The organism is Bradyrhizobium sp. USDA 4532, assembly GCF_024171315.1.
In the GTDB taxonomy this organism is placed as follows: domain Bacteria; phylum Pseudomonadota; class Alphaproteobacteria; order Rhizobiales; family Xanthobacteraceae; genus Bradyrhizobium; species Bradyrhizobium australafricanum.
The window spans coordinates 6,035,428-6,050,900 of record NZ_JALJZN010000001.1; the positions used below are offsets into that span (position 1 = coordinate 6,035,428).

The following is a 15,473-nucleotide window of genomic DNA, read 5'->3' on the forward strand; positions in this document are numbered from 1 at the left end:
ATCTGGTTCTGCCGCGCTTTCCTCACGCGAACCGGTGCCCACTTCGCCTGAAAACACGCCGATTTCGTCCCGATTGTAACCCCCTGCCCGACCGCCTAAATCTGCCCGGAAGAGAGGTAACCTATGCAAGCATCCCCAAATGAGCTGCCGGTCTGGCATGGCACCACGATCTGCACGGTCCGCAAGGGCGGCAAGGTGGTGATTGGCGGCGACGGGCAGGTCTCGATCGGCCAGACCGTGATCAAGGCCAATGCCAAGAAGGTCCGCCGGATCGGCAAGGGCGACGTGATCGGCGGCTTTGCCGGCGCCACCGCCGACGCCTTCACCCTGTTCGAGCGACTGGAAAGCAAACTGGAGCAATATCCGGGGCAGCTCACCCGGGCGGCCGTCGAGCTCGCCAAGGACTGGCGGACCGACCGCTACCTGCGCCGGCTGGAGGCCATGATGATCGTGGCCGACAAGGACGTTTCCCTGGTGCTGACCGGCACCGGCGACGTGCTGGAGCCCGAATCAGGGGTCATGGCGATCGGTTCCGGCGGCAATTACGCCCTCGCCGCGGCCCGCGCGCTGGTCGATACCGACAAGGACGCCGAGACCATCGTCCGCCGCGCCCTGGATATCGCCGCTGATATCTGCGTCTACACCAACCGGAACGTGACGATCGAGACGATCGGCGGCTGAGCATGGCCAGCCCCTATCATTTCCGCCCGATGACGCCGGCCGACCTGCCGCTGGTCAAGCAGTGGCTGGCGTTGCCGCATGTCCGGGAATGGTGGGGCGATCCGGCCGAGCAATATGCGCTGGTCAGCGGCGACCTCGATGAGCCGGCCATGGACCAGTTCATCGTCGCAACCGATGCGTCCGATTTGGGCTACATCCAGTGCTACGACCTGACGGCGTGGAATTCCGGCTTCGGGGTCCAGCCTGAGGGCACGCGCGGGGTCGACCTCTTCATCGGCGAGCCCGACATGATGGCAGGTGGCCACGGCTCGGCGCTGATCCGCGCCTTTGTCGATGACCGGCTGGCGCAGGGCGCGCCACGCATCGTCACCGATCCCGATCCGGCCAATGCGCGCGCGATCCGCGCCTACGAGAAGGCGGGTTTTCGAAAGATGGGTATGGTCGACACGCCGGACGGGCCGGCGCTGCTGATGGCGCGCGACGCATGACGATCGCGCACAAGCCCATCACCGGCGTTTCAGCGCGGCATTGGCTGGCGATCGCGGCAGCACTGCTCGTGCTGCAAGCAGCGCTGCTTTATGCGATGGGCCGTCTTCCGATCTGTGCCTGCGGCTACGTCAAGCTCTGGCATGGCTCGGTTCAGAGCTCGGAGAACTCGCAGCACATCGCCGATTGGTACACGCTGTCGCATGTGCTGCATGGCCTGCTGTTCTACGGTCTGACCTTCCTCCTGTTGCCGCGCCTCGCCTGGCCCGGGCGGCTGATTGTCGCGATGCTGATCGAAGGCAGCTGGGAGCTCGTCGAAAACTCCAACTGGATCATCGAGCGCTACCGCGCCGGCACGATCTCGCTGGACTATTACGGCGACACCATCGTCAATTCGGTGTCGGACACCCTTGCGATGGTTGTCGGCTTCCTGCTGGCGCGCAAGCTGCCGATCGCGGCGACCGTCGCGCTCGGCGTGTTGTTCGAAACCGTGCTGCTGCTTCACATTCGCGACAATCTGACACTGAACATCATCATGCTGATCCACCCGTTCGAGGCGATCAGGCAGTGGCAGGCCGGGCCGCCGATTCTTTAGGGGACCATGCCTTGGGGGACTGCCGCTTGCCGAGACCGCGATTCCAACCTAGCTAGAGCCAATGACTCACTTCTCTCCCCGTGAAATCGTTTCTGAACTCGACCGCTTCATCGTCGGCCAGACCGACGCCAAGCGCGCCGTCTCGATCGCGCTGCGCAACCGCTGGCGGCGGCTGCAGCTCGCCGGTTCCCTGCGCGAGGAGGTTCTGCCCAAGAACATCCTGATGATCGGGCCGACCGGCGTCGGCAAGACCGAGATCGCGCGGCGGCTGGCCAAGCTCGCCGGCGCGCCGTTCCTCAAGGTCGAGGCCACCAAGTTCACCGAGGTCGGCTATGTCGGCCGCGACGTCGAGCAGATCGTCCGCGACCTCGTCGAGGTCGCGATCGCACAGACCCGCGAGCGCAAGCGCAAGGACGTTCAGGCCCGCGCCCAGCTTGCCGCCGAGGAACGCGTGCTGGACGCGCTGGTCGGCCCGGGATCGAGCCCGGCGACGCGCGAGTCGTTCCGCAAGAAGCTGCGCGCCGGCGAGCTCAACGACAAGGAAATCGAGATCGAGACGCAGTCGGGCGGCAGCGGCATGCCGATGTTCGAAATCCCCGGCATGCCCGGCGCCCAGATGGGCGCGATCTCGCTCGGCGACATCTTCGGCAAGATGGGCGGACGCAGCAAGACTCGCCGCCTGACGGTGGAGGGCTCGCACGAAATCCTCGTCAACGAGGAATCCGACAAGCTGCTCGACACCGATCAGCTGGTGCAGGAGGCGATCAACGCGGTCGAGAACAACGGCATCGTGTTCCTCGACGAGATCGACAAGATCTGCGTGCGCGAGAACCGCGCCGGCGGCGACGTCTCCCGCGAGGGCGTGCAGCGCGACCTGCTGCCGCTGATCGAGGGCACCACGGTCTCGACCAAGCACGGCGCCGTCAAGACCGACCACATCCTGTTCATCGCCTCGGGTGCGTTCCATATCGCCAAGCCGTCGGACCTTTTGCCGGAGCTGCAGGGCCGCCTGCCGATCCGCGTCGAGCTGCAGGCACTGACCCGCGACGACATGCGCCGGATCCTGACCGAGCCGGAGGCGTCGCTGATCAAGCAATATGTCGCGCTGATGAAGACCGAAGGCGTCACGCTCGACATCACCGACAATGCCATCGACGCGCTGGCCGATGTCGCCGTGGCGGTGAATTCCACGGTCGAGAATATCGGCGCAAGGCGGCTGCAGACGGTGATGGAGCGAGTGCTGGACGAGATCTCCTTCACCGCGCCCGATCGCCACGGTGAGACCATCCAGGTCGACGCCGACTACGTCACCAAGCATGTCGGCGACCTCGCCAAGAACACCGACCTGAGCCGATTTATTTTGTAGGCGGCCACCATAGTCGTCCCGGCGAAAGTCGGGACCCATAACCCCGACAGTCCGCGGTGACAAAGACTCGGGCCGACATTCCTTCTAGAACTACCTTCGGTGGTTATGGGTCCCAGGTCGCGCTTCGCTTGCCCGGGACGACAAGAGTGGGCGATCGATGAATCTGCGGGTGTGGCAAAACCCCTGGCGCCTGATGCTGGCTGTCAATGCGGCGGTGCTGGTCGGCGTGTTCCTGCACAAGATCGCGCTGCCGCCCTTCGTTCCCTACATCCATCTGCTGGTCGACTATCATTACGGCTTCACCAAGCGCGCGCTGGTCGGGGCGATCGTGTCGCTGTTCACCGACAAGGTGCCCGTATGGCTGGTGTTCGCGCTGGCCGGCGCGATCTGGCTGGTGACGCTGGGGCTGTTCATCAAACTGTTCCGCCGCACATTCGGCTTCAACGACGCGCATTGGCCGTTGTTCGTCTTCATCGCGGGCTCGCCGTTCTTCCTGAAGAACTTCATGCACACGCTCGGCCATTTCGACATCTATGGCTGTGCGCTGACGATCGTGCTGCTGCTGATCCCGGCGCGCTCAGTGGCGTATGTGCTGATTGCCGCGCTGTTCTCGATCCTGCTGATCCTGGTCCATCACATCTTCGTCTTGATGTATGTGCCGACCATCACGGCGATCGTGGTGCTGCGCTTTTATCTGGTGCAGGGCGTGACGCCGCGGAACGCCGTCTTCGGCATCGCAGCGCTCGCAGGGATCGGCATCCTGTTCCTGGTCGCGCAATTCGCTGGCACGGTCGACGTGCCCTATGACGAATTCATCCGTCATCTGCAGAGCCGGATGGCCGATCCGTCACGCACCGACCTGCTTCAGTTCGGCTACATCTGGTACCAGCCGCTGTCGAAGGAGTTCGCCGACACCTGGGCGCGCATGCCCTCGAACATCCTGGGCGTTCCGGTGTTTGCGCTGCTGATCTGGCTGCACACGCCGCTGTGGCGCTATTTCGCGCGACTGATTGGCGCGCTCGCGAGTGAACTGCATCGCCGGATCGTGCTCGGAGCGCTCGTTGTGATCAGCGCCGGCTATTTCGTGATGTTCGTGACCGTGTTCGACTATTCGCGCTGGATCTCGAACTGGGCGGTCTGCATGTTCCTGATGCTGCATGCCACCAGGATGCTGCCGGCGTCGAAGGACGTGCCGGCGATCCCGTCGGACGACCGCAAGACGACGATATCAGGCTGGATCGTAACGCTGATCCCGCGCGTCGGGATCGTCCGCCCGTTTTAGCTTTAGGCTCGCGCGCGCCGGACACGCACGTAAAGCGCGCCCTCGCCGCCATGGCCGACATGCGCTTCCTCGAAGCCGACAACCAGCGAGCGGAATTCCGGCAGGCTGAGCCATTCCGGGACCTGGCGGCGCAGCACGCCGCGTTCGGAATCGAGACCACCGACCTTGCCCTTGCCGGTGATGACGAGCACGAAAGTGAGCCCGTCGCTGTGCGCGCGCTGCAGGAAGGTGAACAGCACGCGATGCGCGCGCAGCTGGGTCATGCCGTGCAGATCGAGCCGCGCATCGATCTCCTGCCGGCCGCGCGAGAGCTTTGCACGTTCGCGACGGCCGATCGGCGCCAGCGGCGGCGCGTGCGGGCGTTGCGCCGGCGCAGCCTTGACCGCTGTCGCCGGCTTGACCGGGATGGGTTTGGCAATCGCGTGATGGGTGGCCGGGTCAGAGGCGGCGGCGGGGGCCTTCGCGGCGACCGGCCGCTTGCGCAGTGGCTTGACCTGCTTTGCCACGCTCTCCCAGAGCGCGCGCTCCTCTTCGCTCAGCGCGCGCTTGCGCCGCGACGGCGCGGACAGATCGGGGATCGGCGCGGGTCGTTTCATTGATCGCGGTAATGGCGATAGCGCCGGAAGCGCCGCTTCTCCGGTTGCGGAATATCGGGCCGGGCGACCGGCAGCGGCACCGGTTCTGCCACAGGTGCGGCCTGCGCGACAGGGGTCGTCGCTGCCGGCGTTGCGGGCGCGACATCCTTCGCGGCCGGGTTCCTGGCGGCGCTATTGCCTGAGTCTTTCACCGCGCTTCTGGCGATGCCGGCGGTCGGCACATCCGCAGCCTTCGCCGCCGGCTTGTCCTTCGGCGGCTCGGTCTGCGGAAACAGCTTTGCGATCTTGGCCGAGGGCCGCTCATCCGGGAGAGGCAGCTTGTGGCCGCGCGCGACAGGGTCGAGACCCCTCGGCACCAGCATGACGAACTGCATGTTGTGCCGCAGGCGGCCCGAGACCTTTCCAGCTTCCGCGCCGGCGCCGAAATAAAGATCGGCGCGCGCCGGGCCGACGATCGCAGAGCCAGTGTCCTGCGCGATCATCAGCCGGTGGAACGGCGTCTTCGACTGCTCGGATTCGATCGGCAGCTCGCCGGCGATGAAGAACGGCGTGCCGTAGACATGCAGCGCCTTGTCGACCGCGATCGAGCGGCCCGGCGTCAGCGGCACGCCCTGCGCGCCGACGGCCTCGTCCTTGTCGGACAGCGGAACCTCGCGGAAGAAGACGAAGGAGCGGTTTTGCCGGCGCAGGTCCTTGGCGCCGTCGGGGTTCTGCTCCATCCACTCCCTGATCTTCTGCATCGACATCTGATCCTTCGGGATGATGCCGCGGTCGATCAGGACGCGTCCGACCGGCGTATAGGGATAACCATTATGCGCGTCGTAATTGATGCGCAGCGTGATGCCGTCCTCGAGCTTGATCCGCGCCGAGCCCTGGATCTGCGCGAACAGGAGATCGGTCTGGCTCTTCAGCCAGCAGATCTCGAGCCCGCGGCCGGCGATCGCGCCGTCCTCGATCTGGCCGCGGTCGTAATAGGGCACGAGCTTGCGGCGGCCGATCTTGCGATACACCGCGCCGCCATTGGGCAGCCCGACCGAATTCTGCGTCTTGCCGCGCACGAACAGGTTGGACGGACGGCGATAGACCGGCACGTTGTAGACGTCGGTCTGGGTCCGCGATCCATCGAGCACCGGCTCGTAGTAACCGGTGACGAAGCCGGCGTCCTCGCCGAGCCGCGAGATACGCAACGGCACGAAATTCTGCTCGAAGAAGTCCTTCGCCTTGACGCCGTCGCTCAGCGCGAGTCCCTTGGCGATCCGGCAGGGATCGCGCAGCGAGCTCCCGAGCGCTTTCGAATCTGCAGGCGCACCCTGCTGGGCCGCGATCGGCTTGCAGCTGGTGCGAAACGCCTTGTAGGCCGCGAGATGATCGTCGGCGCTCCAGCCGGCGACGTTGGACCAGGCGAGCGGCTCGTACTGGCTGCCGCTGACCTGCAGCGGCATTTCCAGATTGGGATAGGGGATCGGGTGGCTATGCTCGTGTCGCGGCGGAGGGTGCCGGCTTGATCTGTAGCGCGCGGCAATCGCTGCGGTGGAGCACAGCACCGCGAGCGCGCAGCACGCCACCGCGAGCCGCCCGTAGCTGAGATGCTTAGTGAGCGCTTCCAGTGCCAACCAGCTTCCAATTCGGATCGCGGGAAGTCGAGTCGCGGGCGAATGTCCAGATATCGGTGATGTCGGCGACCTTGTCCGGGCTGCCGTCGACGATGGTGCCGGCCTTATCGCGCGTGACCGAGATCATCTGCGACACGAAGCGGACGGTGAGCTGGGTCGAGCGGTCGCGCGTCTCCGCGCTGACGATCTCGGCCTTGTCGATCGAGACGAACCGCGTCTCGGTCTTCTGCTCGTGCTTCTCGCGATCCTTGATTGCGGCCTCGAAGCTTTCATAGACCTCGGTCGACAGCAGGTCGCGCAGCGCGCGGCGATCGCCATTGGCGAACGCCAGCACGATCATTTCATAGGCCGAGCGGGCACCTGAGAGGAAATGCCGCGGATCGAACGAGGAATCCTGGACGGCCACCGCGTCGAGACCCTGCGCCAGCGCCGTGCCGGGCTCGGCGATGCCCTTCCAGCGTTCCGTGGGCTCGACCGGCTCGGTGGGCGCCGCCGAGGCCGGCTGGTCGATCACCGATCCGGGGATCGGAACGACGTTGTTGTCCTGACCGCGCTGCACGACGTTGGGCGCGGCGCGATCATAAGGCGGCCGCTCGCTTCCCGTGCGCTGTCCGAGAACGCTGCGCAGGCGCAGGAAGATAAACACGGCCAGCGCCAGGAAGATGATGGTGTAAATATCCACGTCGAATTCGCTTTCTGGTCTCTGCCGGCAACGGGCCGGCCGTCAAAGCGTTCCCGGTCGGGAACAGCAGAGATCACATCACCGATAGAGTCCGAAGATGTAGGCACGAAACTATGCCCGGCCAATGGCGCTTTTTGGCACGGGTATTGTAGCGCGTTTTGACCCCCGGGGGAAACCGTTCCTTTTCAGGAAATCGCGCATCTTCAATAATTTAGGAAGCTGTTAAGAGATTGTGCAGGCTTGCGCGCGCTGCCCTTTGTCGGGAGAATTCGCCGCCGGCCCGCCCTTTCGTCGTCCTTGTGGACCGAGCCGGGCCTATGATAGCCACTCGCCCGGCATCGGCATTCTCAACACCTTAACGCGTGCCGTCGGACATTCTGTCCATCGAGCGCTGCTCCAGGAGACATTTTCATGACCAATGGCAACGGCGCCCCCGTCGAACAACCCGCTCCCCAGCTCAACGTACTGGCGCAGTACACCAAGGACCTGTCGTTCGAGAACCCGAATGCGCCGGCTTCGCTCGGCCAGCAGCAACAGCAGCCGGCGATCAACATCCAGATCAACGTCTCCGCCAACAACCTGTCGGAGAACGAGTACGAGGTGATCCTCTCGATCGAGGGCAAGGCCGAGACCGCAGGCAAGGTGATGTTCAGCTTCGACCTCGCCTATGCCGGCGTCTTCCGGATCGTGAATGTGCCGAAGGAGAACCTGCACCCGCTGGTCATGATCGAGTGCCCGCGGCTGCTGTTCCCGTTCGCACGCGAGATCGTCGCGACCGCGGTCCGCGACGGCGGCTTCCCGCCCTTGTTGCTCGACCCCGTCGATTTCCTCGGTCTCTACCGCCAGAACATGGAGCGGCAGGCGGCCGCCCAGGCCGCTCCCGGCGTCAAGCCGAGCTGAGTTCTAAACTCGAAAAAATGTAACACGCGCGGAAGTGTGATCCGTCATCCTGAGGAGCCCGCGCTTGCGGGCGTCTCGAAGGATCGACGGCCCGACTGCGGCCGCGCATCCTTCGAGGCTCGCTCCGCTCGCGCCTCAGGATGACGGGGATAGAGCGCAATAGGGGCTCAAGCCGCCGGTGCTGCAGCAGGCGCTGGCGGCGGCAGGTAATCGTTCCAGATCGGCTTGTCGCCGAGCGTGGCAATGAAGGCCCTGTGGGCCTCTCGATCGGCGTCACTGACCCGCGCGAGTAGCGGGGTTTCGCGCTGCCGCCGCGGCGTATCACCACTATGGCCGCCCGCGCGCGCATCCGACGTTTCCGATGCCAGGATCAGCTGCGACTGCCGCGCGCCGATCAGATCGATATAGACCTCGGCCAGCAGCTCGGCGTCGAGCAAGGCGCCGTGCTTGGTGCGGCGGGAATTGTCGATCTGATAGCGCGAACAGAGATCGTCGAGCCGGTTCGACACGCCGGGATGCTTGCGCCGTGCCAGCAACAGCGTATCGACCAGCTGGTCCTTCGGGATCGCCTTCCGCTTGATGCGGTCGAGCTCGGCGTTGATGAAGCTGATGTCGAACGACGCGTTGTGGATCACCAGCGGCGTATCGCCGATGAAGGCCAGGAACTCGTCGACCACTTCAGTGAACAGCGGCTTGGAGGCCAGGAACTCGGTCGACAGCCCATGCACGGCGAACGCCTCCGCCGGCATGTCGCGCTCGGGATTGATGTAGACGTGGTAGGTCTGTCCCGTCGGCATGCGGTTGAAAATCTCGACGCAGCCGATCTCAACCAGCCGGTCGCCGCGCAGCGGATCGAGGCCAGTGGTTTCGGTATCGAGAACGATTTCGCGCATGACGTGAATGAATCCGAAAAGGCGGGCGAATCAGGCGCGCCGCTTCGGCATCTTAACAACCTCGGCCAGAATGTCGCGGATACGCGCCCGCACCGGATCTAGGCCGTGCGAGGTATCCACTATGAAATCCGCGCGTTTGCGCTTCTCGGCGTCCGGCATCTGCTTGGCGATGATGGCGTCGAGCTTGGCCGCATCCATCGTGCCGCGGGCCAGCACCCGCTCGCGCTGCAGTTCCGGCGAGGTGGTGACGACAACGACGGCATCGACACGCTTCTCGCCGCCGGTTTCGAACAATAGCGGCACGTCGACAACGACGATCGGGTTACCGGCGGCTTCCGCATCGGCGAAGAATTTCTGGCGCGACGCGCCGAGCATCGGATGCACGATCTGCTCGAGCTGCTTCATCGCAGCAGGATCGTGTACCACGCGCGCTGACAGTTTCGCGCGATCGACCTTGCCGCCGGCGGTGGTGCCGGGAAAGGCGGCCTCGATCGCCGGCGCGGCTTCGCCTTCGTAGAGCTGATGCACGGCCGCATCGGCGTCATAGACCGGCACGCCGGCCTCCATGAACAGTTTGGCCGTGGTGGATTTCCCCATCCCGATCGAGCCGGTCAGTCCAACTATTAACATCGGTTCAGCATCTCTCCCGTCGCCACGCCTCACACCGCGAGCAGTTTCTCAGCACGCAGGAACGCAAGCAGCGACAATAGCGGCAGGCCGAGGATGGTGAAATGGTCACCTTCGATCCGCTCGAACAGATGCACGCCGAGGCCCTCGAGCTGGTAGGCGCCGACGCTGGTCATCACCGCCTCCCCGGCATGGTCGAGATAGCTCTCGATCTCGTCGGCGGCGAGCCGCCGCATCGTCATGCGGGCCACACCCACATCGCTGAACAGGACCTTTCCATCGCGTGCGACCGAGACGGCGGAATGCAGCTCATGGGTCCGTCCGGCGAGCAGGCCGAGCTGCTCGGCCGCCTGCGTGCGGCCGGCGGGCTTGCTGAACATCCGTTGCCCCAGCGCCAGCGTCTGGTCGGCGCCGACGACATATTGACCGGGCCTCTGCCTGGAGACGAACAACGCCTTCTCGCGCGCCAGGAGCGATGCGATCTCGCCCGGGGCCGAAAGGCCGGAATTCTTCTGCACCGCGCGTTCATCGATGTCGGCCGGCAGCGCCTCGAAATCGAGGCCGGCATTTTCAAGCAGCATCTTTCGCGCGCGGCTCTGCGACGCGAGGATCAGCTTCTGTGGGCCGCGCCAGATGCTCATGACGTGGGAATCATTCCGACGGCCGCGCGCGCTGGCGGTCGTTGAAGAGTTTCATCACCGCGGCCGCGGTCTCCTCGATCGAACGCCGTGTGACGTCGAGCAGCGCCCAGTTGAATTTCGCGCTGAGGCGCCGGGCAAAGGCGACCTCGTCGGCTACCGACTGCTTGTCGATGTAGGTGTCATTGTCGCGGTCGCCCATCGTGAGCAGGCGGTTCTGCCGGACCTGGATCAGGCGCTCGGGCGTCGCATGCAGGCTGACCACCAGCGGCTTCTTCAGGGTCTCGAGCTGGTGCGGCAGCGGGATGCCCGGCACCAGCGGCACATTCGCCGTTCGGATGCCGCGGTTGGCGAGATAGATCGAGGTCGGTGTCTTCGAGGTGCGCGATACCCCGACCAGCACGACATCGGCCTCCTCGAGGCCTTCGACATGCTGACCATCGTCATGCATCATCGTGTAGTTCAGCGCATCGATGCGGCGGAAATATTCCGCGTTCAGCACGTGCTGCGCGCCGACGCGCCCGGTCGTCGCGGCACCCAGATACGCCTCGAACAACTGCATCACCGGCCCGATGATCGACAGGCTCGGAACGTTGATCTCCTTGCACTTGCCCTCGAGCCGGCCGACCAGATCCTTCTCCAGCAGCGTGAACAGGACGATGCCGGGCGATTCCTCGATCTCGTCGAGCACGCGATCGAGCTGCTTCTGGCTGCGCACCAGGGGGTAGACATGCTCGACCGCGGTCACATTGGCGTATTGCGCGGCGACCGCGCGCGCCACGGTGATTAACGTCTCGCCGGTCGAGTCCGACACCAGATGCAAATGGAAGTAGTTGGAGGTCGTCGGCACCAGAGCCCCTGTCTATCCTGTGAATCCCTGTGGAGGTCGAGGAGAAGAATCCGGGTCCATGGCCAGGCCCCTGTATATCTCGCCCCCTTCTTCACAGCACGTCGCAAAAGGATAAGTCGACGTCATGGCGGAGATGATAGTGAAGCAGTGTGGATTTGTCTCTTCATAAGCTGGCCATAGAGGCGCACAACCAATTGAGTCCTGCGACAGATTCCGGATATCCGCCGCCGCCGACCGGAATGTTGAGGGATGTGAACAAGCGCGCAGCAACCGCTGGACCGGATTGCATGAGTCAAATTCACTGCCATTAAGACTCAAACCTTAGATTCTAAAATTAATTAGGTTTAGGAGAGCCGTGTGTGCGGATATGTATCCGTCCCTCGCCGGCGAAGCCTTGCGCGCAGCGCTGAGCCCTCCCGAACTGTTCCCCGAAAGGCATCACTGCGATGTTCGACTGGATCAACGCCCTGCCGATCTATGCCTGGGTCAAGGCCCTGCACATCGTCGCCGTGATCTCGTGGATGGCCGGCATGCTCTATCTGCCGCGGCTGTTCGTCTATCATTGCGAGGCCGAGGTCGGCTCCAGGCAGTCCGAGACCTTCAAGATCATGGAGCGGCGGCTTTTGAAGGGGATCATCAACCCCGCGATGATAGTGACCTGGCTGGCCGGGCTTTTCCTGGTCTGGGCCGGACACTGGTACCTATCCGGCTGGTTTCACGTCAAATTTGCGCTGGTGCTCGCCATGTCGGGTATCCACGGCTTTTTGTCCCGCTGCGTGAAGGATTTCGCCGCCGACCGGAATCAACGAACCCAGAAATTCTATCGTATTATCAATGAGGTGCCGACGGTTCTGATGATCCTGATCGTGATCATGGTGGTGGTGAAGCCGTTCTAGACATCACGATGGTCAAGACGCATGCTTCAGTCCTTCTTGCGAAGGACGAATCGATTTTCTATATAGGATTTATCCCACCCCACGCAGGCGGATGTGGTCGCGTTCCGGTTCTTTTCGGACCGGCGCCGCATCAGGTTTGAAAGCCCAAACGGCACTTTCCTGGCTGAGACCTGCGGACCTTCCTTTGGCGTCCGCTTTTTCCAGAGCCACCTCGCACCCCTTCCCTACCTACTTCCTCACAGGACGACCCCAATGCGGGAAATCAAACTCCAGGACCTCAAATCGAAAACGCCGGCCGAGCTCGTCTCGTTCGCGGAAGAGAATGGGGTCGAGAATGCCAGCACCATGCGCAAGCAGGAGCTGATGTTCGCAATTCTCAAGCAGCTCGCGATCGCCGAGACCGACATTATCGGTGAGGGCGTTGTCGAGGTGCTGTCCGACGGCTTCGGCTTCCTTCGTTCGCCCGACGCGAACTACCTGCCCGGTCCCGACGACATCTACGTTTCGCCGTCGCAGATCCGCCGTTTCGGCCTGCGCACCGGCGACACGATCGAAGGCCATATTCGCAGCCCGAAGGAAGGCGAACGCTATTTCGCGCTGCTGAAAGTCAACACGCTCAATTTCGAAGATCCGGAAAAGTCGAAGCACAAGGTCAATTTCGACAACCTCACGCCGCTGTTTCCCAATCAGCGTTTCCGCATGGAGCTCGAGGATTCCACCAAGAAGGACCTTTCCGCCCGCGTGATCGATATCGTCGCGCCGATCGGCAAGGGCCAGCGCGCGCTGATCGTGGCGCCGCCGCGCACCGGCAAAACGGTGCTGATGCAGAACATCGCGCACTCCATCACCGCCAATCATCCCGACTGCTATCTGATCGTGCTTCTGATCGACGAGCGTCCGGAAGAAGTCACGGACATGCAGCGCTCGGTGAAGGGCGAGGTGGTGTCGTCGACCTTCGACGAGCCTGCGGTGCGTCACGTCCAGGTCGCCGAGATGGTGATCGAGAAGGCCAAGCGCCTCGTCGAGCACGGCCGCGACGTCGTGATCCTGCTCGATTCGATCACGCGCCTCGGCCGCGCCTACAACACCGTCGTGCCGTCATCCGGCAAGGTGCTGACCGGCGGTGTCGACGCCAACGCGCTGCAGCGGCCGAAGCGCTTCTTCGGTGCCGCGCGCAACATCGAGGAGGGCGGTTCGCTGACCATCATCGCGACCGCGCTGGTCGATACCGGCAGCCGCATGGACGAAGTCATCTTCGAAGAGTTCAAGGGCACCGGTAACTCCGAACTGATCCTCGACCGCAAGGTTTCGGACAAGCGGACCTTCCCGGCGATCGATATTGCCCGTTCCGGCACCCGCAAGGAGGAGCTGATCACTGATCCGCAGGTGCTGAAGAAGATGTACGTCCTGCGCCGCATCCTCAATCCGATGGGCACCATGGACGCCATCGACTTCCTGCTCGACAAGCTCCGCAATACGAAGAGTAACTCGGAATTCTTCGATTCCATGAACACCTGAGGCCACGGCCGAAAAGAACAGGCGCTCCGCACAAACGGGGCGCCTTTTTTCATGCTGCGGATTTGCTGCAGCGAAGTGCAGCATAAAGGGAGCGGCTCCCCCCACTAACTTTTCATTTAACTATCTGAATTTATTTATATTTATATCGTAGCTTTGTGAGCTAGCTGACGACACCCGCAGCAAAATTGCTGCGCGGCTGCTTGCAGTGAAACCAGACGATGCTGCGCTGCAACATTCTGAGGAAGGCGTGCGAAATCGAAGCGGCATTGCCTTTGCCGATTTGCTGGAAGAAATAGGCGATGCATCCACGCGACCAGACTATTTTCGCGTTATCCTCGGGGCGGCCGCCGAGTGCGATCGCCATCGTCAGGTTGTCTGGCCCAATGGCCGAGTCGGTCATTGCAGGACTGGCGGGCAAGACGCCGGTGCCGCGGCTGGCGACCCGCGCGCTGCTCCGCGATTCGAACCATCAACCGATCGATGACGCGGTCGTGCTGTGGTTTCCAGGCCCGGCCAGTGCCACCGGCGAAGACGTCGCCGAATTTCATGTCCATGGCGGACGCGCGGTGTTGGCGGCGATGTTCGATGCGATCGCGGCATTCGACAATGTGCGGCCGGCCGAGCCGGGCGAGTTCACCCGGCGGGCCTTCGAGAACGGCAAGCTCGACCTGACCGAGGCCGAGGGCCTCGACGACCTGATCCACGCCGACACTGACCGTCAAAGGCGCCAGGCGCTGCGCCAGCTGAAGGGGTTGCTCGGCGACCGCGCGCGGGACTGGCGCGAGCGGATCATCGCGGCGTCGGCGCTGATCGAGGCCGGCATCGATTTCTCAGACGAAGGCGATGTGCCGGCCGAGCTGATCGGGTCGGCGCTCGAGAAAATCCGCGCGCTGCATGATGAGATCAAGCAAGTCCTTGCAGGGCAGGGGCTTGGCGAGCGGTTGCGCGACGGCCTGGTGGTCGCGATCGCCGGTCCGCCGAATGTCGGCAAATCAACCCTGATCAATCAGCTCGCCAAGCGCGAGGTCGCGATCGTCTCGCCGCATGCCGGCACGACCCGCGATGTGATCGAGGTGCAGCTCGACCTCGACGGCTATCCGGTGACGGTCATCGACACCGCCGGCATTCGCGAGACCGACGACCCGGTGGAGCAGGAGGGCGTCCGCCGCGCCCGCGCCCGCGCCGCGGAGGCGGACCTGGTGCTGTGGCTGGCCGACAGCGGCGATGCAAAGGCGGGACATGGCGGAGCGACGCCGACCTGGCTGGTGCGAAACAAGATCGACCTCGTCAGGACCATGACGGGCGAGGGCGGCAGTTACCCCGAATTCAGGATCTCGGCTGCTCGTGGCGATGGGTTGTCAGAGCTGATCGCCGCGCTGGTCGGGTTCGCTCAGGACTATTTTGGAACCAGCGAAGGCGGCTTGATCAGTCGGACGCGGCAGCGCGGATTGTTGCAGGAGACGGTCGAATCCCTTCAGCGCGGCATCGACGTGGTCGGGCAGGGCGAAGAACTGGCGGCAGAGGAACTCCGGCGGGCCGCTTTCTCACTCGGTCGTCTGCTCGGCCGGGTGGATGTTGAAGACATCCTAGATGTCATCTTCCGCGAGTTCTGCGTCGGGAAGTAGCGGGCGCCCATCTTGTTTCACGTGAAACATGGTTTCGATCTGGTTAAGGAACCCTCATCCTGTTTCACGTGAAACAATTGCCAATCATACAGCCGCACTGTTTCACGTGAAACGGTCCCATCCGTCATTGCGGGCGAAGCGAAGCAGTCCATATTTGCCTTTGCCTCGGGCTTCGGTCTCAGAGCGGCGATCCCAACTTCGTTCTTCCGGCTTTCATGACTCCAC

At 63.6% G+C, this 15,473-nt stretch carries 17 protein-coding genes; 9 read left to right on the forward strand and 8 right to left on the reverse strand.

Features of this window, described 5'->3' with window-relative positions:
* The first annotated feature begins 123 nt into the window (after positions 1–123).
* The 5 genes from hslV (at position 124) to J2R76_RS27820 (ending at position 4,410) form a co-directional block, all read left to right on the forward strand.
* A complete protein-coding gene (gene hslV / locus J2R76_RS27800; protein ID WP_057020343.1) occupies positions 124–681 on the forward strand; it encodes an ATP-dependent protease subunit HslV in 558 nt (185 codons plus the stop codon).
* 2 nt (positions 682–683) lie between these two features.
* Positions 684–1,169: a GNAT family N-acetyltransferase gene (locus J2R76_RS27805; protein ID WP_076833690.1), complete on the forward strand. Its 486-nt coding sequence runs from the start codon at positions 684–686 to the stop codon at positions 1,167–1,169.
* The gene (locus J2R76_RS27810; RefSeq protein WP_076833688.1) at positions 1,166–1,762 is read left to right on the forward strand and encodes a DUF2585 domain-containing protein; all 597 of its coding nucleotides are present in this window, start codon (positions 1,166–1,168) and stop codon (positions 1,760–1,762) included. Before J2R76_RS27805 ends, J2R76_RS27810 begins: the two co-directional genes overlap by 4 nt.
* A gap of 61 nt (positions 1,763–1,823) precedes the next feature.
* Positions 1,824–3,128, forward strand: a complete 1,305-nt coding sequence (gene hslU / locus J2R76_RS27815; protein WP_057020340.1) for an ATP-dependent protease ATPase subunit HslU — start codon at positions 1,824–1,826, stop codon at positions 3,126–3,128.
* Positions 3,129–3,285: 157 nt separating this feature from the next.
* Entirely contained in the window at positions 3,286–4,410 is a 1,125-nt protein-coding gene (locus J2R76_RS27820) for a hypothetical protein (protein ID WP_076833686.1), read from the forward strand.
* Positions 4,411–4,412: 2 nt separating this feature from the next.
* Here the strand turns inward: J2R76_RS27820 and J2R76_RS27825 are convergent, their stop codons facing one another.
* Genes J2R76_RS27825 through J2R76_RS27835 form a run of 3 tightly spaced genes read right to left on the reverse strand, consistent with a single transcriptional unit; the run spans position 4,413 to position 7,301 of the window.
* Positions 4,413–5,006 carry a Smr/MutS family protein gene (locus J2R76_RS27825; RefSeq protein WP_076833684.1) on the reverse strand — a complete coding sequence of 198 codons (594 nt, stop codon included), beginning with the start codon at positions 5,004–5,006 and terminating at the stop codon, positions 4,413–4,415.
* On the reverse strand, positions 5,003–6,619 hold the full coding sequence (locus J2R76_RS27830; protein ID WP_233285960.1) for a murein transglycosylase A: 1,617 nt from the start codon (positions 6,617–6,619) through the stop codon (positions 5,003–5,005). Before J2R76_RS27830 ends, J2R76_RS27825 begins: the two co-directional genes overlap by 4 nt.
* On the reverse strand, positions 6,597–7,301 hold the full coding sequence (locus J2R76_RS27835) for a Tim44/TimA family putative adaptor protein (RefSeq protein ID WP_076833679.1): 705 nt from the start codon (positions 7,299–7,301) through the stop codon (positions 6,597–6,599). Before J2R76_RS27835 ends, J2R76_RS27830 begins: the two co-directional genes overlap by 23 nt.
* A 411-nt stretch (positions 7,302–7,712) precedes the next feature.
* On the opposite strand from J2R76_RS27835, the gene secB reads away from it, so the two are divergent.
* Positions 7,713–8,201, forward strand: a complete 489-nt coding sequence (gene secB / locus J2R76_RS27840) for a protein-export chaperone SecB (RefSeq protein ID WP_069279084.1) — start codon at positions 7,713–7,715, stop codon at positions 8,199–8,201.
* Between the two features lie 167 nt (positions 8,202–8,368).
* Here the strand turns inward: secB and dnaQ are convergent, their stop codons facing one another.
* Genes dnaQ through J2R76_RS27860 form a run of 4 tightly spaced genes read right to left on the reverse strand, consistent with a single transcriptional unit; the run spans position 8,369 to position 11,209 of the window.
* Positions 8,369–9,094: a DNA polymerase III subunit epsilon gene (gene dnaQ / locus J2R76_RS27845; RefSeq protein ID WP_050383510.1), complete on the reverse strand. Its 726-nt coding sequence runs from the start codon at positions 9,092–9,094 to the stop codon at positions 8,369–8,371.
* A 30-nt stretch (positions 9,095–9,124) separates the two neighbouring features.
* Positions 9,125–9,724, reverse strand: a complete 600-nt coding sequence (gene coaE / locus J2R76_RS27850; RefSeq protein WP_057020333.1) for a dephospho-CoA kinase — start codon at positions 9,722–9,724, stop codon at positions 9,125–9,127.
* A gap of 29 nt (positions 9,725–9,753) precedes the next feature.
* The gene (locus tag J2R76_RS27855) at positions 9,754–10,362 is read right to left on the reverse strand and encodes a Maf family protein (RefSeq protein ID WP_057020332.1); all 609 of its coding nucleotides are present in this window, start codon (positions 10,360–10,362) and stop codon (positions 9,754–9,756) included.
* A gap of 10 nt (positions 10,363–10,372) precedes the next feature.
* Positions 10,373–11,209, reverse strand: a complete 837-nt coding sequence (locus tag J2R76_RS27860; RefSeq protein ID WP_016841463.1) for a pyruvate, water dikinase regulatory protein — start codon at positions 11,207–11,209, stop codon at positions 10,373–10,375.
* Positions 11,210–11,682: 473 nt separating this feature from the next.
* Between J2R76_RS27860 and hemJ the strand changes: the two genes are divergently transcribed.
* Both hemJ and rho read left to right on the forward strand, forming a co-directional pair.
* Positions 11,683–12,105 carry a protoporphyrinogen oxidase HemJ gene (gene hemJ / locus J2R76_RS27865; RefSeq protein ID WP_057020433.1) on the forward strand — a complete coding sequence of 141 codons (423 nt, stop codon included), beginning with the start codon at positions 11,683–11,685 and terminating at the stop codon, positions 12,103–12,105.
* A gap of 252 nt (positions 12,106–12,357) precedes the next feature.
* Positions 12,358–13,623 (forward strand): transcription termination factor Rho, encoded by a 1,266-nt coding sequence (gene rho, locus J2R76_RS27870; RefSeq protein ID WP_021078151.1) that lies wholly within the window; start codon positions 12,358–12,360, stop codon positions 13,621–13,623.
* 160 nt (positions 13,624–13,783) lie between these two features.
* Here the strand turns inward: rho and J2R76_RS27875 are convergent, their stop codons facing one another.
* Complete coding sequence (locus J2R76_RS27875) at positions 13,784–14,023, reverse strand: hypothetical protein (RefSeq protein WP_244558985.1); 240 nt, start codon at positions 14,021–14,023, stop codon at positions 13,784–13,786.
* Between J2R76_RS27875 and mnmE the strand changes: the two genes are divergently transcribed.
* Complete coding sequence (gene mnmE, locus J2R76_RS27880; protein ID WP_076833677.1) at positions 13,923–15,248, forward strand: tRNA uridine-5-carboxymethylaminomethyl(34) synthesis GTPase MnmE; 1,326 nt, start codon at positions 13,923–13,925, stop codon at positions 15,246–15,248. The genes J2R76_RS27875 and mnmE overlap by 101 nt on opposite strands.
* Positions 15,249–15,473 lie beyond the last annotated feature (225 nt).